This window comes from Patulibacter medicamentivorans (genome assembly GCF_000240225.1).
Taxonomy (GTDB): Bacteria; Actinomycetota; Thermoleophilia; order Solirubrobacterales; family Solirubrobacteraceae; genus Patulibacter; species Patulibacter medicamentivorans.
Genome location: NZ_AGUD01000192.1, coordinates 1 through 16747, shown reverse-complemented (window position 1 = coordinate 16747; position 16747 = coordinate 1). Strand labels below are relative to the sequence as shown.

The following is a 16747-nucleotide window of genomic DNA, read 5'->3' as shown; positions in this document are numbered from 1 at the left end:
TCCCGGCCTCAGCGAAGCGTGGACGTCTCCGGGAACGCGCCGAGGAGCAGCGAGTTCAGGAGGTAGTTGTAGACGTAGACCGCGCAGAACGAGACGACGACGGCCTGGTTGACCGCGCGCCCGACCCCGGCCGCGCCGCCCTTGGCGTTCATGCCCTTGTAGCAGCAGACGACGGCGATGATGAAGCCGAACGTCAGGACCTTCAGGGTGTTGAAGGCGACCTCGGCGATCGTGAAGTTCGACGAGAAGGTCGACAGGTACCCGGCCGCCGACTCCTGCCAGACGGTCATGTTCGCGATCAGCTGCCCGACCAGGCTGATCGCGGTGTTCCAGTAGTTGAAGACGACCGTCATCAGCCCGAGCGCGAAGAACCGCGGGACGATCAGCGTCTTGATCAGGTCGGTCCCGAGCACGGCCAGCGCGTCGAGCTCGTCGCGGACCTTGCGGGCGCCGAGGTCGGCGCAGATCGCGGTCCCGGCGACGCCCGCGATCACCATCCCGTTGATCCAGGTCGCCAGCTCGCGGACCGAGGCCATGACGGCGAACGCCCCGAGCCGGTCGGTGGTGGCGAGCGTCGCGAGGATGCTGCCGCCGGTGACGCCAGGCGCGCCGTAGGAGAAGACCAGCGTGCAGAACATCAGCGGGATGAACGCCCGCTTGGTCACCAGCCAGCACTGCTCGATGAACTCGCCGCCCCAGTTGTACGGCGGCGAGACCGCGGCCCGCATCGTCTGCAGGGTCAGGAGGGTCATCCCCGTCAGCTGCTCGATCCAACCGAGCGGGGCGGGCAGCCCCTTCGGTGGCGCGGGTGGCCGCGTCAGGCCGCCCGGGAGCTGACCGCGCTCGACGGTCGCTCCGGCATTGGTACCCGTGGCTGTAGCCATCAGGCGTCTCCGTCCAGGCTCATTGGCTCTCTCTCCCGGTGGGATCCGGGCGCCACTCCCAGGCGCGGTTCCCAACGAGAGCTACCGTATGTGCGGCCGTGCACAGGAACCATCCTGCGGGGGGAGAGGATCCCTCCCCCCTTGGTGGGAGACGCCCTCCGACGGCCGTCCACGACGCTTGCGCCGGGGCCCGCGTTCTGCTGCTCGATGACGCGCGACGGCCGGGAGCAGTGCTCCCGGCCGCGCGTGCTGGATGGGGTCTCGTGGGCCGCGCCGCGGGGGCGCGTGCGGGCGCCGGTCAGGCAGCCGTGAGGGAGGCGGGGTCGAAGCCCTCCTCCCAGTAGTGCGGCGTGATGATCGGCAGCCCGAGCTGCTGGAAGACCGGGTTCTCGTTGAGGATCGTCGACTCGAGCGTGATCTTCCCGGCATCGTCGAACTGCAGGAACGTCGAGCCCTTGGAGGTCAGGGTGCGACCCTCGACCGGCAGGCCGTGGAAGGTCTCCAGGCCCTCGACCGACCAGTCCCAGTGGATCATCAGGTGCCCGTTGCCGGCGAACGCCTCGGTGACGGTGATCGTCTGGACGCCGAGCCCGTTGTCGCGGTCCTTGTTGGCGTAGGGCGCAAGCTGCGCGAGCAGGTCCGCGCGATCGCTGATCGTGTCGCCGAGGTGGTCGTCGACCATCCGCTCCTCGATCGTGAAGCGCTCGTCGGCGGCGTACAGCGCGGCGTGCGCCTCGAGGTCGTTCTGGCGGGTGTCCGCCCAGGTGCGGGCGAAGTCGATGCTGGTCATGGAGTCCTCTCAGGCCGCGCCGGCGACAGCCGACTTCGCGGGGATCCGGGCCTTCTCGATCCCGGGCTGGCCGATCGCGGTCAGGATCGCCCCGACGTCCCACCACGACGACTCGCGCGTGATCCGGCCCTGCTCGTCGTAGACGTGGAACGTGTGGCCCTGGGTGAAGAACGGCTTGTTCGTCACGTCGAGGCCGATGAAGTTGCCGGCGTCCTCGGGCGTCCACTCCCAGCGGATCAGGCCGCTGCGGCGGTCGCCCTCGTAGCCGCGGATCCGGAAGTTGTGGACGCCGAGGCCGTTCTCGCGGTCCTTGTTCGCGTACAGCACGAAGATCCGACCGAGGTCGCCCTTGTCGCGGATCTGGTACTGGTCGAGGATCGGGTCCTCGAAGACGAAGTCGTCCGCGTACAGCTCGCAGATCGCCTCCGCGCTGTGTCGGAACGCCTTCAGCCACTTGACGGCGAACGCGTAGTCCATGGGGTCCTCCCTAGGTGGTGCTCGTGGTGGTGGGACCGGTGCCGCGAGGCGCCGGCCGACCCTTCGAAGCGACCGTAGTCGCGGCCCCGTGGCGCGCCGTCTTCCCGCGGGAGGAACCGCACCGTCCGTTGGGAGGACCGCCTCGCGATGGGCCCGCGGCGAGCCTCAGCCGACGCCGGCGATCGCGCTGCCGGCGGCCGTCCGGATCAGCTCCAGCGCCTCCGGGTTCTCGGCCCCGGAGAGATCGCCCGGGTCGCCGCCGATCGTCACCGCCCGGATCGCCCGGCGCATGATCTTGGCCGAGCGGGTCTTCGGCAGGGCGTCGACGCGCAACACCCGGGCCGGCGTGAAGGGCTTGCCCAGCTCGCCCCCGATCGCGGCCCGCAGCTCGTCGGAGACGTCCTCGCCCTCGGCGGCCGTCGGCGTCCAGTAGCACCAGATCGCCTCGCCCTTGTCGACGTCGGGGACGCCGATCACGGCGGCCTCGGCGACGCCGGGATGGGCGACCAGGACGCTCTCGACCTCGGCCGGCCCGACCCGCTTGCCCGCGACGTTGATCGCCTCGTCGGAGCGGCCGAACAGGTACCACTCGCCATCGAGGTCGGCCTTCGCCCAGTCGCCGTGGCGCCAGACACCGGGGAACGTCGACCAGTAGGCCTCGCGGTAGCGCTCCGGGTCGCCCCAGACGCCGCGGGTCATCGCCGGCCACGGCTGGCGGCAGACCAGCTCGCCGAGCTCGCCGCGGACCGGGCGCCCGCTGGCGTCGAAGACGTCGACGTCCATCCCCAGCGAGGGCCCGCCGAGCGAGCACGGCCGGATCGGCTCGACGACGAACGGAGCCAGGAACGCCCCGCCGATCTCGGTCCCGCCGGAGAAGTTGATGATCGGGGCCCGACCGCCGCCGACGACGTCGCTGAGCCACCAGTAGGAGTCCTCGTCCCATGGCTCCCCCGTCGAGCCGAAGGTCCGCACGCCGGACAGGTCGTGGCGGCCCGGCAGTTCGTCGCCGTGGGCCTTCAGCGCCCGGACGAGCGTCGGCGAGACCCCGAACATCGAGACCTGGTGGCGGGCCGCGACCTGCCACAGCCGGTCGGGCGCCGGCGTGTCGGGTGCGCCCTCGTAGAGCAGCAGCGCACCGCCGAGGGCGTGCGTCCCGAAGGTCGACAACGGCCCCATCACCCAGCCCATGTCGGTGACCCAGAAGAAGACGTCGCCGCGCCGCAGGTCGAACTCGTAGGCGACCTCGGACGCGACCTTGACCAGGAAACCGGCGTGGGTGTGGACGGCCCCCTTCGGCCGACCGGTGGTGCCGGACGTGTAGCCGAGCAGCAGCGGGTCCTCGGCGCTGGTCGGGGCCGCCGCGACCGGGCCGTCGACCGGCGCGGCGAACTCGCGCCAGCTGACGTCGATCGGACCCCGGCGAACGGCGGCATCGGTATCGGCGCGCTCGACCACGACCACCGTCTCGACGCTCGGGCAGGCGGGCAGCGCCTCGTCGAGGGCCGGCTTCATCGGCCCCCGGCGTCCGCGGCGCCACGACCAGTCGGCGGTGATCACCAGTCGCGCCTGGGCATCGTCGAGGCGCGAGGCCAGCGCCGACGCCGCGAAGCCGGAGAAGAGCGGCACGTAGAGCGCGCCGACCTTGGCGATCGCGTAGGCCGAGATCACCGCCTCGGGGATCATCGGCAGGAACACCCCGACCGCGTCGCCCTTGCCGATCCCCCGCGCCCGCAGGCCGGCGGCGGCGCGGTCGACCGCCTCGGCCAGTTCGCGGTAGCTCAGCGTGCTGGTCTCGCCGGTCTCGTCCTCGTGGATCACCGCCGGCGTGTCGGCGACGTCCGGATCGTGGCGCCAGCGGTCGACGCAGGCCGTCGCCACGTTCAGCTGCCCGCCGATGAACCACTTCGTCCACTCGACTCCGGCCGAGCTGTCGCGGACCCGCTCGTAGGGTCGATCGAAGGGCAGCTCCAGGTCGTGGACGACCAGGTCCCAGTACCAGTCGATGTCCGCCACCGAGCTTCGCCGCAGCTCGTCGATGGACGCACTGCCGGCCTTGCGCATCAGCCGCGTGACGTTCGCCTCGGCGATCCGGTCCGGCGTCGGCTCCCAGGCGTAGCGTTGCATGCGCGGGACTGTCCTCGCCTGGGCCTGCGCCGACAACGCCCGCCGGGAGGACGAAGCTCCGCCTTCGGGGGGATCCGGCCGGCGCGGCGGGCCGATCGCCGTCTCGTCAGGCCCCGCTGACGGCGCCCGCACCCGCCCGCGCCAGCGCGGTCAGCTGCGTCAGCCGCTCGTCGACCGTCTCCCCGATCGGGTTGATCAGCAGCGTGTCGACCCCCGCGTCGGCGTAGGCGGCCAGCCGCTCGCCGACGGTGTCCGGCGTCGCGCACAGGCAGACGCTGTCGATCAGCTCGTCGGGCAGGGCGGCCATCGCCTCGTCCTTGCGGCCGGCCAGGTAGAGGTCCTGGACCCGATCGGCCGCCTCGCCGAAGCCGTAGGAGCGGACGAGCGTGTTGTAGAAGTTCCTCTCGCGCGAGCCCATGCCGCCGACGTAGAGCGCCAGCATCGGCCGGACCGCGTCGCGCGCCGCCACCAGGTCGTCCATCACCGCGGCGTAGACGAGCGGCGTGATCGCGACGTCATCGATCGAGCGGCCCCCGCGCTCGGCGCCCTCGCGCAGCAGCCCGGCGGTGGTCTCGACGTGCTCGGGCGAGAACAGGACCGGGATCCACCCGTCCGCGATCTCGCCGGCAAGGGTCGTGTTCTTGGGGCCGATCGCCGCGAGCGAGATCGGGATCCGCTCCTGGTGGGGCGCGATCGTCAGCTTCAGCGCCTTGCCGGGGCCGTCCGGCAGCGGCAGCGTGAGGGTCTTGCCGGCATAGGCGACCCGCTCGCGGGCGAGCGCCATCCGCACCACCTCGACGTACTCGCGAGTGCGGGTCAGCGGGCGGTCGAAGCGCGACCCGTGCCAGCCCTCGGCGACCTGCGGCCCCGACGTCCCGAGGCCGAGCCGGAAGCGCCCACCGGAGAGCTGGTCGAGGGTGGCGGCGGTCATCGCCGTCATCGCCGCCGAGCGGGCCGGCATCTGGAAGACGCCGGAGCCGATCTCGATCCGCTCGGTCTGGGCGGCGATCCAGGCGAGCACCGTCGCCGCGTCGGATCCGTACGCCTCCCCGACCCAGACCGACGCGAAGTCCAGCCGCTCGGCCTCCTTCACCAGTCGCAGCTGCTCGGCGGCGTCCAGGCCGAGTCCCCAGTAGGCGATGTGCAGGCCGAGTCGCATCAGGACTGCGACGCTAGTCGGCGATCGGCGGGGACTCGTCTCTCGATGGGGGCATCTCGCTCCCCCGAGCGGACCGCGGCGACCCCGTGGACCGCGCCGCCCGTCGGTCGACGAGCAACGCGGTCCGGGGAGGAGGGCGCCGCGGAGGAAGCGACCGCCGCGACGCGGTATGTGGGTGCGCCACGATCGGCTCCGACGCTCCCGCCGGGCCCGTTCGCGACACCGCGCCGCGCCGCCGCGACCAGACCGGACACGCGGCGACGCGACCAACGACAGGATCGCCGCCCGATCATCCGCGGGCATCCCCCGGGTGGGCGGTATCCCTCCCGCGATGGGTGATGCCCGTCGGCGGTCGAGCTGGGCGACCGGCAAACGCCGAACCCTCGGCGCCAGAAGCCCGTGGTCGGTCTGTGACCTAGTCCTGGACCTCGATCTCGGCGCTTCCGGCGGAGGCCTTGACGCCCTCCGCAGCGGACTTCGCGGCCGACTTGGACGAGAAGCTCTCACCGGAGCTCGCCGTCGTCTGCCCGTTGCCGGCAACGAGCTTCCAGCGGTAGTTGCCGCCAGCGTCCGGATACACAACGAACTTCGCCATGGTGCCTCCTCCAAGGGAGCACGGAAACGGAACGCCGCGAGCGTACCCGCCATCGCACCGGCGCACCAGGTACAAGAGGTCGGGCTACTCGATCCAGGCTGCGGGCGCGCATCGCGTTGGTCGTCGTCTGAGTAGCGGACCGACTGAGCGACGCGCCATCTCTGCCCGCCCGAGACCTGGGTCCGGGACCGGGCTCCCCAGGACGGCCCGCCCCCCGGCAACTCGCATGCGTCGGCTCGGGCGCGGGGATCGGGCCAGAACGGCGCCGAGACCGGGGAGGGCTACGGCTCGACTGCGGCCATGCTCGCGTGGACGCCGGGCAGGATCCACGCCCGCGCGACCGCGGCCGCGCCCTCGTCGCTGTCGAGGTCGAAGCCCGACGGCGGGCTGATCAGCAGCGACTGCGCCAGCCGCGTCAGCACCTCGGCCGTCGCGTCGGCGTCCATCGCCTCGTACGGCGTGGCGGCCACGGCGGCCCGCAGGTGGTCCGCGCACCAGCCGATCGCGTCGGCCATCACCGGGCTGTCCCCCGCCATCAGCGCGAGGAACTCCGCCGGGTCGCTGCGCAGCGCGCGGCCGACGATCCGGTTCGCCCGCAGGCCGCGACAGGTGCGCACGAACGTCTGGACGATCCGCTCCCCGGGATCGTCGAAGCGCTCGACGACCCGGGCGACGTAGGCGTTGAAGCGCTCGACCTCGCGGGCGAACGTCGCGTCGAGGACCGCCCGCTTGCTCGGGAAGTGGGCGTAGAGCGTGACGCGCGCCAGCCCCGCGCGGCGGGCGACGTCCTCCATCGTCACGCGCCGCAGGCCGACGTCGACGGCCTGCTCGGCGCACGCGTCGAGGATCCGGTCGACGGTCGTGGCGGCGGCGGGCTCGGCGGTGCTCACGCGGTCGATCGTATCGCGCACTGCCTTACATTCATACGCAATCTGTATATCGTGTTAGGCCGGGTGGGCCATTCCGCCCGTGCCCGCCGGTCGACCCGGCGGCGTGAGGACCACGAGAGGAGACCCCGTGCAGCGCACGTACGTGATCGGCGTCGGCATGACGAAGTTCGACAAGCCCGGCAGCAAGCAGGGCGACTACCCCGACTGGGCCGCCGAGGCCGGCGGCAAGGCGCTGGCCGACGCCGGCATCGACTACTCGCTGGTCCAGGAGGCCTACGCCGGCTACTGCTACGGCGACTCGACCGCCGGCGAGCGCGCGATCTACGGGCTCGGCCTGACCGGGATCCCGATCGTCAACGTCAACAACAACTGCTCGACCGGCTCCAGCGCCCTGTACCTGGCCCGGCGGGCGGTCAAGGCCGGGCTCTCCGACGTCGCGCTCGCGATCGGCTTCGAGAAGATGGAGCGCGGGTCGCTGGGGATGAAGTTCCCCGACCGGACCTCGCCGATGGATCGCCACCTGGCGCGGCTGGTCGAGCTGCGCGGCTGGGACGAGAGCGCGCCGTTCGCGCCGCAGCTGTTCGGCGCCGCCGGCCGCGAGCACATGGAGCTCTATGGCTCCAAGCCCGAGCACTTCGCCTGGATCGGCTGGAAGAACCACAAGCACTCGGTCGAGAACCCGTACTCGCAGTTCCAGGACGAGTACTCGCTGCAGGACATCAAGGACGCGCGCGAGATCTTCAGCCCGCTGACCAAGCTCCAGTGCTCGCCGACCTCGGACGGCGCGGCCGCGGCGATCGTCGCCAGCGAGCGGTTCGTCGACGAGCACGACCTCTGGGACCGCGCGATCGAGATCGCCGGCCAGGCGCTGACGACCGACACCCCCGCGACCCGCGACGAGGCGACCGCGATCGGCGTCGTCGGCTTCGACATGACCCGCGACGCGGCCCGCCTGGCGCTCGACGAGGCCCAAACCGCGATCGGCGACGTCGACGTGATCGAGCTGCACGACTGCTTCTCGACCAACGAGCTGCTGACCTACGAGGGGCTGGGCCTGGCCGAGGTCGGCCACGGCCACGAGCTGGTCGAGCGGCAGGCGACGACCTACGGCGGCGACGGCCCCGTCGTCAACCCGTCCGGCGGCCTGATCTCGAAGGGCCACCCGCTCGGCGCGACCGGCCTGGCGCAGTGCAGCGAGCTGACCTGGCAGCTGCGCGGGCAGGCCGCGGGCCGCCAGGTCGACGGCGCCCAGGTCGCCCTCCAGCACAACCTCGGGCTCGGCGGCGCCGCCGTCGTGACCGTCTACCGCCAGCCGCAGGTCGCGGCATGATCGATCGCTCCTTCATCGGCCGCGAGACCAGCTCGTTCGAGGCGGTCGCCGAGCGCGGCCGGCTGCGGTTCTTCGCCCACGCGATCGGCGAGCAGGACCCGGTCTACAGCGACCTGGACGCGGCCAGGGCGGCCGGCCACGGCGACCTGCCGGTGCCGCCGACGTTCCTCTTCGGCCTCGACGTCGAGCGCCCCGACTCGTTCGCCTACGTCGGCGAGATGGGCATCGACCTGCGCCACGTGCTCCACGGCGAGCAGTCGTTCGCCTACCACCGCGTCGCGGTCGCCGGCGAGCCGCTGCGGTTCCGCTCGCGGATCGCCGACCTGTTCGAGAAGAAGGGCGGCGCGCTGCAGTTCGTCGTCCGCGAGATCGCGGTCACCGACGGCGACGACGCCCCGGTCGCCGACCTCCGCACCACGATCGTCGTCCGCGACCCGAGGGCCGGCGCATGAGCTCCACCGACACGGCCTGGACCACCGTCGACGTCGGCAGCGAGCTGCCGCCGCTGGAGCTGCCGCCGATCAGCCGCACGACCCTGGCGCTGTTCGCCGGCGCGTCCGGCGACCACAACCCGATCCACATCGACCTCGACGTCGCGAAGTCGGCCGGCCTGCCGGACGTCTTCGCCCACGGGATGCTGTCGATGGCCTACCTGGGCCGGCTGCTGACCGGCTGGGCCCCGCAGCAGCGACTGCGGTCGTGGAGCGTGCGGTTCGCCGCGATCACGCCGGTCCACGGCCAGCCCACCTGCCGCGGACGGGTGACCGCGATCGACGAGGTCGACGGCGAGCGGATCGCCACCGTCGAGCTCGGCGTGACGCTCGCCGACGGCACCCTGACCCTGGCCGGCGACGCGCGGATCGCGCTCGCCTGAGTCCCGACACCAACGACGAAGGAAGACAGCAGAGATGGGAACCCTGGACGGAAAGGTCGCCGTGGTCACCGGCGGCGGGCGCGGCATCGGCCTGCAGATCGCGACCAAGCTGGCGAGCGAGGGCGCGAGCGTCGTCGTCAACGACCTCGACCAGCAGCCGGCCGACGAGGCCGTGGCCGCGATCGCGGCGGCCGGCGGCAGCGCGACCGCGGTCGCCGGCAGCGTCGCGGAGGACGGGTTCGCGGACCGCCTGATCGACACCGCGGTCGAGGCCTTCGACGGGCTCGACATCATCGTCAACAACGCCGGCTTCACCTGGGACTCCGTGATCCAGAAGATGACCGACGAGCAGTGGGACGCGATCCTCGACGTCCACCTGAAGGCCCCGTTCCGGATCCTGCGCGCGGCGCAGCCGGTGATCGCCGCCCGCGCCAAGGCCGAGCGCGAGGCGGGAACGATCCGCCACCGCAAGGTCGTCAACATCTCCTCGATCGCCGGCACCGGCGGCAACCCCGGCCAGTCGAACTACTCCTCCGCCAAAGCCGGCATCACCGGCCTGACCAAGACGCTCTCGAAGGAGTGGGGCCGCTACGCGGTCAACGTCAACACGGTCGCGTTCGGGTTCATCCGCACCCGCCTGACCGAGGCCACCGCCGACGGCTCCAGCACGATCGACGTCCAGGGCCGCGAGATCAAGGTCGGCGTCAACCCGCAGCTGTTCTCGGCGATGGAGCAGATGATCCCGCTCGGCCGCGCCGGCACGCCCGAGGAGGCTGCCGGCGCGGTCTACCTGCTGACCACCCCCGAGTCCGACTACATCAGCGGCCAGACCCTGATCTGCGGCGGCGGGCTGAGCCTCTGACCGCAGGTCCCTCCTCTCGCCGCCGTAGGGCGGCGAGAGGACGGGCGAGCGCGGCCGAGCCGGGGAATGGAGGCTCGCAATGGCCGGAGAGGAGGCCGGCCCGGCCGCGTTGCCCGAGGACCCGTCGGGTGCCGTCGGCGCGCCGAGGCGCGCGTTCGGCTCGACGGGCCCTAATCGCTCGCGCGGTCCCGGGCGCGGACGCGTCGCTCGCCGCCGCACGGCCGCTCGTCGGCCCATCACCGCTCCGCCTCGCTCGCCGCCGCACGGGCCGCCTCCCGCGCGCGGAGCGCGCCCGCGGCCTCGCGCGCGGCGGGTCGGCGCGCGTATACGGCGTCGAGCGCCGGGCCGACCACGCCACGCAGCAGGTAGGCGGCCCAGAGCCAGCCGGGGACCAGCGTCCGCGGCGACCGCCGCTCGACGCCCGCGACGATCGCACGCCCGACCCGCTCGGCCGAGACGCGCGAGCGCAGCGCGCCCGGGACCTGGCCGGCGAAGCGCACGTAGTCGGCATCGCCGAGGACGCCGTCGATCAGTTCGGTGCGCACGAGCCCGAAGTGGCCGACCCCGACCGTCACGCCCGCAGGCGCCAGCTCGACGCGCAGCGCCCGGGCGAGCGCCTCGACCGCCGCCTTCGAGGCGCCGTAGGCGGCGCCGAACGGCGACGGCATGAACGCCATCATCGACGACACCAGCAGGACGTGGCCGCGGCGCGCCACCACCTCCCCCAGCACGGCGTCGATCGTGTTCCACGTGCCGCGCAGGTTGACGTCGATCACGCGGTCGTGCGCCGCCCGGTCGCCGCGCTCGACGGTCGCGACCGTCGGCGGGACGCCGGCGTTGGCCACGAGCACGTCGATGCCGCCCAGCGCCTCGGCGATGCGGGACACGGCGAGGCGCAGCGCGACGGGATCCGTCACGTCGGCCTCCACGCCGAGCGCCGCCGGGCCCAAGCACTCGGCGGCACGCCGGGCCTCGTCGCCGTCGCGGTCGACGAGCGCCACGCTGGCGCCGCGGGAGACCGCGCGGCGAGCGGTCGCCAGGCCGATCCCCCGCGCCCCTCCGGTGATGACGACGACCCGTCCGTGGAGCGACAGGCGGCGACGCCCGCCCCGCTCGGCGCAGGGCGACGGAGCGACCCGGCGCGGCTCCTCCTCGACCATGTCCCCGACGCTAGGCGGTCGCGGTCGCGGCGTCTCGATCCGCGCGGACAGGCCGTTGATCCGTTCGGACACGCCTTGCGGCCCGAGGCATCGGCGCCGCGAGCCCGTCGCCGCTGCTCCCGCTGCTAGCGTCGGCGTCGGTGGAGTCGCATCGCCCCTCCTGGGACTTCCCGCGCTCGGCGGTCGCGACGCGCATGCTGACCGAGGTCGGCGAGGACCACGGGGTGCCCGCGGCCGCGCTGCTCGCCGGCAGCGGCCTGTCGGCGGACGACCTGCGGCGGTCGGAGACGATCGTGCCCGCGCTGGCGGAGCTGCAGGTGGCGCGCAACCTCGTCCACGCGCTCGGGAACCGGCCGGGCCTGGGCGCCGACGCCGGCGCCCGCTACCGGCTGGTCAACACAGGGATGCTGGCGTTCGCCATGCTCGCGAGCCCGACCGTCGGCGACGGGCTGACGATCGCCCTCCGCAACGCCGGCATGACCTCGGCGTTCGTGCGACCGGCGCTCGCCATCGACAACCGCCGCGCGCTGTTCTCGTTCCACGCCGACGCGATCCCCGCCGACGTCCGCACCTTCTTCCTCGAGCGCGACGCGACCGCGGCCGTCGCCCTGATCGCCGGCATGCTCGGGGAGCGGCCGCTGCCCGGGACGCGGATGGTCCTCGACCTGCCCGGAGCGAGCGTCCGCTCCGTCGCCGACGCCCTCGCCACCGTCGGCGAGGTGACGTCCGACCCGGGCGTCGTCTCCCGCCTGGAGATGCCGCTGTCGCTCTGGCGCCGCCCCCTCCCCCAGGCGGACGACGAGAGCGCCGCGCTCTGCGAGCGCCAGTGCCGGGCGCTGCTGGAGCGCCGTCGCCATCGCGCCGGGCGGGCGGGCGCGATCCGCGCGCGGCTGCTGCGGGACCCGGGGAGAATCCCCTCGCTGGCCGAGATCGCGCGGGAGCTCAACGCCGATCCGCGCACCGTCCGCCGCTGGCTCACCGCGGAGGGGACGTCGTTCCGCGCGCTGCTCGACGAGGCCCGCCAGGCCCTCGGTCAGGCGCTCGTCGCGGAGCCCGGCCTGACGATCGCCGAGGTCGCCGCGCGCACCGGGTTCGCGGAGACGGCCAGCTTCTCGCGGGCGTTCACCCGCTGGACCGGTCAGACACCGACCGCCTGGCGGGCGAGCCGCCCGGCGGACCAGCCTCCGGAGCGCGACGCCGCCACGCCCCCGGGGTCGTCCCCGTCCAGCGCCGGAACGCGTGGGTGAAGCTCGCGGCGTCCGCGTAGCCGAGCCGCCGGCGCGTCTCGTCGACCGTCAGCCCCGCGGTGTCGAGCAGCTCGACGGCGAGCGTGCTGTAGACCTCGTCCCGCAGCGCGTCGAAGCGCACGCCCTCGAGCGCCAGGTGCCGGCGGAGGGTCCGCGGGTCGACGTTGAGCCGCGCCGCGACCTCGGACATCGTCGGGCGCTGGGCCGGATCCCGCAGCAGCAACGCCCGAACGCGCGCCGCGACGCCGCGACGCCGGGCACGACGCTCCAGCAGCTCCTCGCACGCGCGCCCGGCGTCGTGGCGGGTCACGGCGTCGGCCTGCGGCGGCCGGCGGGAGGTCGCCGCAGAGTCGACGACGATCCGATCGACGGCCCGGGCGCCGGCGACGCGCGCGCTCGGCGCCACGTCCCGGATCGCGGCGAGCCGGTCGCCGGAGAACCTGGTCAGGAACCGCAGCGGCGCCGTGCCGCCGCCGACGCCCGTGAAGAGCATGATCGCCGCGGCCAGGTCGCGCTCGACGACGAAGTCGACGAGGTCGACGGGCACATCCCCCGGATCGAGGTCGATGCCGACGCCGTTCTGGGCCGCGGTCCGGACCGGCCGGATGAAGGCGTAGGACAGCCGCGCGAACCGCACGCCGGTCGACACCACCTCAGCCCAGGTCGGGCTCGTCAGCAGCGTGTACCCCCAGATGCCGAACGTCCCGAGGGTGAACCGCCGCCCGACGTCGGCGCCCAGGCCGGGCTCGTCGCCGACCGCCGCGACCAGGTTCCGCATCGCCTGTAGCTCCTGCCCCGCCTCGACCACGAGATCGGGCGACTCGAGGTCGCGCGGGGACAGGCCGGTGAGCCGCAGGCAGCGCTCGGCCGCGACGCCGCGCGCGACCCCCGCGTCTACCACGGTCCGCACCCCGGCCGAGGCACGCAGGAAGTCCCACGACGGGGCCGCGGGCACGAAGTCGCGGTCACCCGCGGCGGCAGTGTCCGCAAATCTCAAGCCGTGGTCCGTCAATCTCCTGTCGTCCCCCGCCGGCCGAGCCTAGCGTCGTGGCATGCGCCTCGACAGCCCGACCGACGGACCAGCGAGCCCGACCGAGGGACCCCGCGTCGCGATCGTCGGCGCCGGCATGTCCGGGATCTGCATGGCGATCAAGCTGCGCGACGCCGGCTTCGCGCGGTTCGTGATCTTCGAGAAGGCCGACGACCTCGGCGGCACCTGGCGGGCCAACCGCTATCCGGGCGTCGCGTGCGACGTGCCGTCGCCGTTCTACGCGTACTCCTTCGCCCCCAACCCGGGCTGGAGCCGGCGCTTCGCCCCGGGCGACCAGATCCACGCCTACCTCGGCGCGACCGCGCGAGAGGCCGGCATCCACGACCGCATCCGCTTCGGGACCGAGGTCCGCAGCGCCGACTTCGACGGCAGCCGATGGTGGCTCGAGAGCGGCAACGGCGAGCGCGAGGCGTTCGACGCGGTCGTGCTCGCAACGGGCGTGCTACAGCGCCCCCGCATCCCGTCGATCGAGGGCCTGGAGCGGTTCGCCGGACCCGTCGCCCACTCGGCGCAGTGGCGGCCGGAGTGGTCGACGGCGGGTCGACGGGTCGGCGTCGTCGGCAGCGGATCGACCGGCGTCCAGCTGGTGACGGCGCTCGCGCGCGACGCCGCCTCGGTCACCCAGTTCCAGCGCACTGCCCAGTGGATCCTGCCGGTCCCCGACCACACCTACAGTCGGGCGTGGCGCCTGCTGCTGGGCCGCTCGCCGCGCCTGCGGCGGTTCGCCTACCGCAACGCGGCCTGGCAGTTCTCGCTGTTCGGCCGAGCGGTGATCCGCGACGGCTGGGAGCGGCGGCTCGTCGCGGCAGTCTGCCGGCTCAACCTGCGCACCGTCCGCGACGGCGCCCTGCGCGCGCGGCTGACGCCGACGGACGAGCCGATGTGCCGACGGCTCGTCATGTCCTCCGGCTACCTGCGGGCCGTCCAGCGGCCCCACGTCGACGTGGTCACCGATCCGATCGAGCGGGTGGAGCCCGATGCGGTGGTCACCCGCGACGGGCGCCGGCACCAGCTCGACGCCCTGATCCTCGCCACCGGGTTCGACGCCCACGCGTTCATGCGCCCGATGCGGATCAGCGCCGGCGACCGCACGCTCGACCGGGCCTGGGCCGACGGCCCGCGCGCCCACCGGACGACGATGCTGCCGGGGTTCCCGAACCTCTTCCTGCTGATGGGGCCCAACAGCCCAATCGGCAACACGTCGCTGGTGCCGATCGCCGAGGGCCAGGCCGAGCACGTCGTCGGCTGGATCCGCCGGATCGCGCGGGGCGAGCTGACCCACGTCGCGCCGACCGCCGAGGCGACGGCGCGCTTCAACGCGCAGCTGCGCGCCGACATGACCGGCACGGTCTGGGTCACCGGCTGCCGCTCCTGGTACATCGGGCCCGACGGCCACCCGACCCTGTGGCCCTACGACATCGCCGCGTTCTACCGGATGCTGCGCCGTCCCGACGACGCCGAGTACGCCCTGACCGTCCCCGATCGCGTCCCGGTACCGGCGCCAGCCGCCTGATGCCCTCCGCGATCACGTCCGACACCCCCATCCCGAGGAGCAAGATCATGGGCTTCGATCACATCGTCATCGGCGCCGGAGCCGCCGGCTGCGTCGTCGCGGCCCGCCTGAGCGAGGATCCCGACCGGCGCGTGCTGCTGATCGAGGCCGGTGGCCACAACCGCCGCCTGTCGGTCAAGGCGCCGGCGGCGTTCGCCAGCCAGTTCGACACCAAGCTCGACTGGGCCTACCGGACCGAGCCCGAGGAGCACCTGGCCGGTCGCGAGCTGTTCCACCCCCGCGGACGGCTGCTCGGCGGCTGCTCCTCGATGAACGCGATGATGTACGTGCGCGGCAGCGCCCACGACTTCGATTCGTGGGAGGCCGGCGGCGCGACCGGCTGGAGCGCGGAGGACGTGCTCCCGTTCTTCGTCCGCTCCGAGGACAACGAGGACCTCCGGGACCGCTACCACGGGCAGGGCGGCCCGCTGCACGTCCAGACCGTGCGCGACCCCGACCCCGTGACGCTCGCCACCGTCGAGGCCTGCGCGCAGGCCGGGATCACGCGCCGCGACGACATCAACGGCGAGCACCAGGATGGAGTCGCTCTGACGCAGGTCAACGTCCGCGACGGCGTCCGCCACGACACCGCGACGGCGTTCCTGGGCCCGGCCCGGCGGCGGCCGAACCTCGAGATCCTGACCGGGGCGCTCGTGCACCGCGTCGTGCTCCGCGGCGGCCGAGCGGTCGCCGTCGAGCTCTCGGATCGCCGCAACCGGATCCGCCAGATCGAGGCCTCGGGGGACATCGTCCTCTGCGCGGGCGCGTTCGGGACGCCCGAGGTCCTGCAGCGCTCGGGGATCGGCCCCGCCGAGCACCTGCGGGCGGTCGGCATCGCGCCGGCGGTCGACCTGCCCGCCGTCGGCCACCACCTGATGGATCACCCGTTCCAGTTCGTCAACGTGGAGCTCGACGAGCGCACCCCGGGCCTGTTCGGCATCGAGCACCCCCGCAACGTCGCGCGCTGGCTGGCGACCCGCAAGGGCCCGCTGACCACCAACGTCGGCGAGGGCCTGGCCTTCATCCGCACCGATCCGTCGCTGCCCGCCGCCGACGTCGAGCTCGTGATCGCACCGATCTACTTCTGGGAGCACGGGCGGGGCCAGCATCCGCGTCCGGCGTTCTCGATCGGGCTGTCGCTGGTCGCGCCCGAGAGCCGCGGGAGCGTCCTGGTCAGCTCGGGCGACCCGACGCAGAAGGCGCGCGTGCGCCTGAACCTGCTGAGCCAGGGCTCCGAGGTCGACGCGATCGTCCGGGCGATCCAGCGGACGCGCGAGATCGTCGCCCAGCCGGCGCTCGACGGGATCCGCGGACCCGAGATCAACCCCGGTCCCTGGACCGCCGACGACGGGTCACTGCGCGGATTCATCCGCCACACCGCGCAGCACACGTACCACCCGGCATGCTCCGCGCGGATCGGATCCCCGGAGGAAGGGGCCTGCGACCCCGAGCTGCGCGTGCACGGCGTCGAGGGCCTCCGGATCGGCGACGCGTCGGCGATGCCGACCGTCACTCGCGGCAACACCCACGCGCCGACGATCATGATCGGCGAGCGCTGCGCCGACTTCATCCGCCGCGGCGCGAGCGCGGAGCAGGTCCGGGAAGCGCGCCCGGCGGCGACGACGGCATGAGCGTCGGCGCGGCCGGGGCGCGGGCGATCGGCCTTCCGGCGTCGCCCCGCCTGCCGATCGCCGTCGTCCGCCGCGCGCTCGCCGCGGCCGGCCCGTGGATGGGCGATCCGCGGGTCGCCGC

Annotated in this window: 15 protein-coding genes and 1 pseudogene; 7 read left to right on the top strand and 9 right to left on the bottom strand. The window is 73.4% G+C overall.

Features of this window, described 5'->3' with window-relative positions; all coding sequences use genetic code 11:
- Positions 1-8: 8 nt before the first annotated feature.
- The 7 genes from PAI11_RS11405 to PAI11_RS11375 form a co-directional block, all read right to left on the bottom strand.
- On the bottom strand, positions 9-752 hold the full coding sequence (locus PAI11_RS11405) for an MlaE family ABC transporter permease (protein ID WP_040599944.1): 744 nt from the start codon (positions 750-752) through the stop codon (positions 9-11).
- 430 nt (positions 753-1182) lie between these two features.
- Entirely contained in the window at positions 1183-1674 is a 492-nt protein-coding gene (locus tag PAI11_RS11400) for a nuclear transport factor 2 family protein (RefSeq protein WP_007574699.1), read from the bottom strand.
- Positions 1675-1683: 9 nt separating this feature from the next.
- Positions 1684-2151: a nuclear transport factor 2 family protein gene (locus PAI11_RS11395; protein ID WP_007574697.1), complete on the bottom strand. Its 468-nt coding sequence runs from the start codon at positions 2149-2151 to the stop codon at positions 1684-1686.
- Between the two features lie 165 nt (positions 2152-2316).
- Positions 2317-4275, bottom strand: coding sequence for an AMP-binding protein (locus PAI11_RS11390; RefSeq protein ID WP_007574695.1), 1959 nt, complete (start codon positions 4273-4275; stop codon positions 2317-2319).
- Positions 4276-4381: 106 nt separating this feature from the next.
- A complete protein-coding gene (locus PAI11_RS11385; RefSeq protein WP_007574691.1) occupies positions 4382-5434 on the bottom strand; it encodes an LLM class F420-dependent oxidoreductase in 1053 nt (350 codons plus the stop codon).
- Positions 5435-5849: 415 nt separating this feature from the next.
- The gene (locus tag PAI11_RS11380; RefSeq protein ID WP_007574689.1) at positions 5850-6029 is read right to left on the bottom strand and encodes a DUF1508 domain-containing protein; all 180 of its coding nucleotides are present in this window, start codon (positions 6027-6029) and stop codon (positions 5850-5852) included.
- Positions 6030-6310: 281 nt separating this feature from the next.
- Positions 6311-6919: a TetR/AcrR family transcriptional regulator gene (locus tag PAI11_RS11375; RefSeq protein ID WP_007574687.1), complete on the bottom strand. Its 609-nt coding sequence runs from the start codon at positions 6917-6919 to the stop codon at positions 6311-6313.
- A gap of 127 nt (positions 6920-7046) precedes the next feature.
- Between PAI11_RS11375 and PAI11_RS11370 the strand changes: the two genes are divergently transcribed.
- From PAI11_RS11370 to PAI11_RS11355, 4 genes are read left to right on the top strand one after another with little or no spacing between them, the layout of a single operon-like run.
- Positions 7047-8249 carry a lipid-transfer protein gene (locus PAI11_RS11370; protein ID WP_007574685.1) on the top strand — a complete coding sequence of 401 codons (1203 nt, stop codon included), beginning with the start codon at positions 7047-7049 and terminating at the stop codon, positions 8247-8249.
- On the top strand, positions 8246-8701 hold the full coding sequence (locus PAI11_RS11365; RefSeq protein ID WP_007574683.1) for a MaoC family dehydratase N-terminal domain-containing protein: 456 nt from the start codon (positions 8246-8248) through the stop codon (positions 8699-8701). The genes PAI11_RS11370 and PAI11_RS11365 overlap by 4 nt, the downstream gene beginning before the upstream one ends.
- Positions 8698-9123 carry a MaoC family dehydratase gene (locus PAI11_RS11360; protein WP_007574681.1) on the top strand — a complete coding sequence of 142 codons (426 nt, stop codon included), beginning with the start codon at positions 8698-8700 and terminating at the stop codon, positions 9121-9123. Before PAI11_RS11365 ends, PAI11_RS11360 begins: the two co-directional genes overlap by 4 nt.
- A gap of 34 nt (positions 9124-9157) precedes the next feature.
- Positions 9158-9985, top strand: coding sequence for an SDR family NAD(P)-dependent oxidoreductase (locus tag PAI11_RS11355; RefSeq protein ID WP_007574679.1), 828 nt, complete (start codon positions 9158-9160; stop codon positions 9983-9985).
- 236 nt (positions 9986-10221) lie between these two features.
- On the opposite strand, the gene PAI11_RS11350 is transcribed toward PAI11_RS11355, so the two are convergent.
- The gene (locus tag PAI11_RS11350) at positions 10222-11145 is read right to left on the bottom strand and encodes an SDR family NAD(P)-dependent oxidoreductase (RefSeq protein WP_007574677.1); all 924 of its coding nucleotides are present in this window, start codon (positions 11143-11145) and stop codon (positions 10222-10224) included.
- A 194-nt stretch (positions 11146-11339) separates the two neighbouring features.
- Between PAI11_RS11350 and PAI11_RS11345 the strand changes: the two are divergent.
- Positions 11340-12257, top strand: a pseudogene (locus PAI11_RS11345) (AraC family transcriptional regulator); the annotation flags it as partial.
- A gap of 10 nt (positions 12258-12267) precedes the next feature.
- Here PAI11_RS11345 and PAI11_RS28125 read toward each other — a convergent pair.
- Positions 12268-13347 (bottom strand): AraC family transcriptional regulator, encoded by a 1080-nt coding sequence (locus PAI11_RS28125; RefSeq protein WP_007574674.1) that lies wholly within the window; start codon positions 13345-13347, stop codon positions 12268-12270.
- Between the two features lie 97 nt (positions 13348-13444).
- Between PAI11_RS28125 and PAI11_RS11335 the strand changes: the two genes are divergently transcribed.
- Together PAI11_RS11335 and PAI11_RS11330 are read left to right on the top strand one after the other, a co-directional pair.
- The gene (locus tag PAI11_RS11335; protein ID WP_007574672.1) at positions 13445-14956 is read left to right on the top strand and encodes a flavin-containing monooxygenase; all 1512 of its coding nucleotides are present in this window, start codon (positions 13445-13447) and stop codon (positions 14954-14956) included.
- 47 nt (positions 14957-15003) lie between these two features.
- A complete protein-coding gene (locus PAI11_RS11330; protein ID WP_138974250.1) occupies positions 15004-16626 on the top strand; it encodes a GMC family oxidoreductase in 1623 nt (540 codons plus the stop codon).
- Positions 16627-16747 lie beyond the last annotated feature (121 nt).

What these genes read in the sequence shown, in the direction of transcription:
- PAI11_RS11405 (WP_040599944.1), bottom strand. Translation starts at nt 752, where the DNA reads ATGACCCTCCTGACCCTGCAGACGATGCGGGCCGCGGTCTCGCCGCCG.
- PAI11_RS11400 (WP_007574699.1), bottom strand. Translation starts at nt 1,674, where the DNA reads ATGACCAGCATCGACTTCGCCCGCACCTGGGCGGACACCCGCCAGAAC.
- PAI11_RS11395 (WP_007574697.1), bottom strand. Translation starts at nt 2,151, where the DNA reads ATGGACTACGCGTTCGCCGTCAAGTGGCTGAAGGCGTTCCGACACAGC.
- PAI11_RS11390 (WP_007574695.1), bottom strand. Translation starts at nt 4,275, where the DNA reads ATGCAACGCTACGCCTGGGAGCCGACGCCGGACCGGATCGCCGAGGCG.
- PAI11_RS11385 (WP_007574691.1), bottom strand. Translation starts at nt 5,434, where the DNA reads ATGCGACTCGGCCTGCACATCGCCTACTGGGGACTCGGCCTGGACGCC.
- PAI11_RS11380 (WP_007574689.1), bottom strand. Translation starts at nt 6,029, where the DNA reads ATGGCGAAGTTCGTTGTGTATCCGGACGCTGGCGGCAACTACCGCTGG.
- PAI11_RS11365 (WP_007574683.1), top strand. Translation starts at nt 8,246, where the DNA reads ATGATCGATCGCTCCTTCATCGGCCGCGAGACCAGCTCGTTCGAGGCG.
- PAI11_RS11360 (WP_007574681.1), top strand. Translation starts at nt 8,698, where the DNA reads ATGAGCTCCACCGACACGGCCTGGACCACCGTCGACGTCGGCAGCGAG.
- PAI11_RS11355 (WP_007574679.1), top strand. Translation starts at nt 9,158, where the DNA reads ATGGGAACCCTGGACGGAAAGGTCGCCGTGGTCACCGGCGGCGGGCGC.
- PAI11_RS11350 (WP_007574677.1), bottom strand. Translation starts at nt 11,145, where the DNA reads ATGGTCGAGGAGGAGCCGCGCCGGGTCGCTCCGTCGCCCTGCGCCGAG.
- PAI11_RS11335 (WP_007574672.1), top strand. Translation starts at nt 13,445, where the DNA reads ATGCGCCTCGACAGCCCGACCGACGGACCAGCGAGCCCGACCGAGGGA.
- PAI11_RS11330 (WP_138974250.1), top strand. Translation starts at nt 15,004, where the DNA reads ATGGGCTTCGATCACATCGTCATCGGCGCCGGAGCCGCCGGCTGCGTC.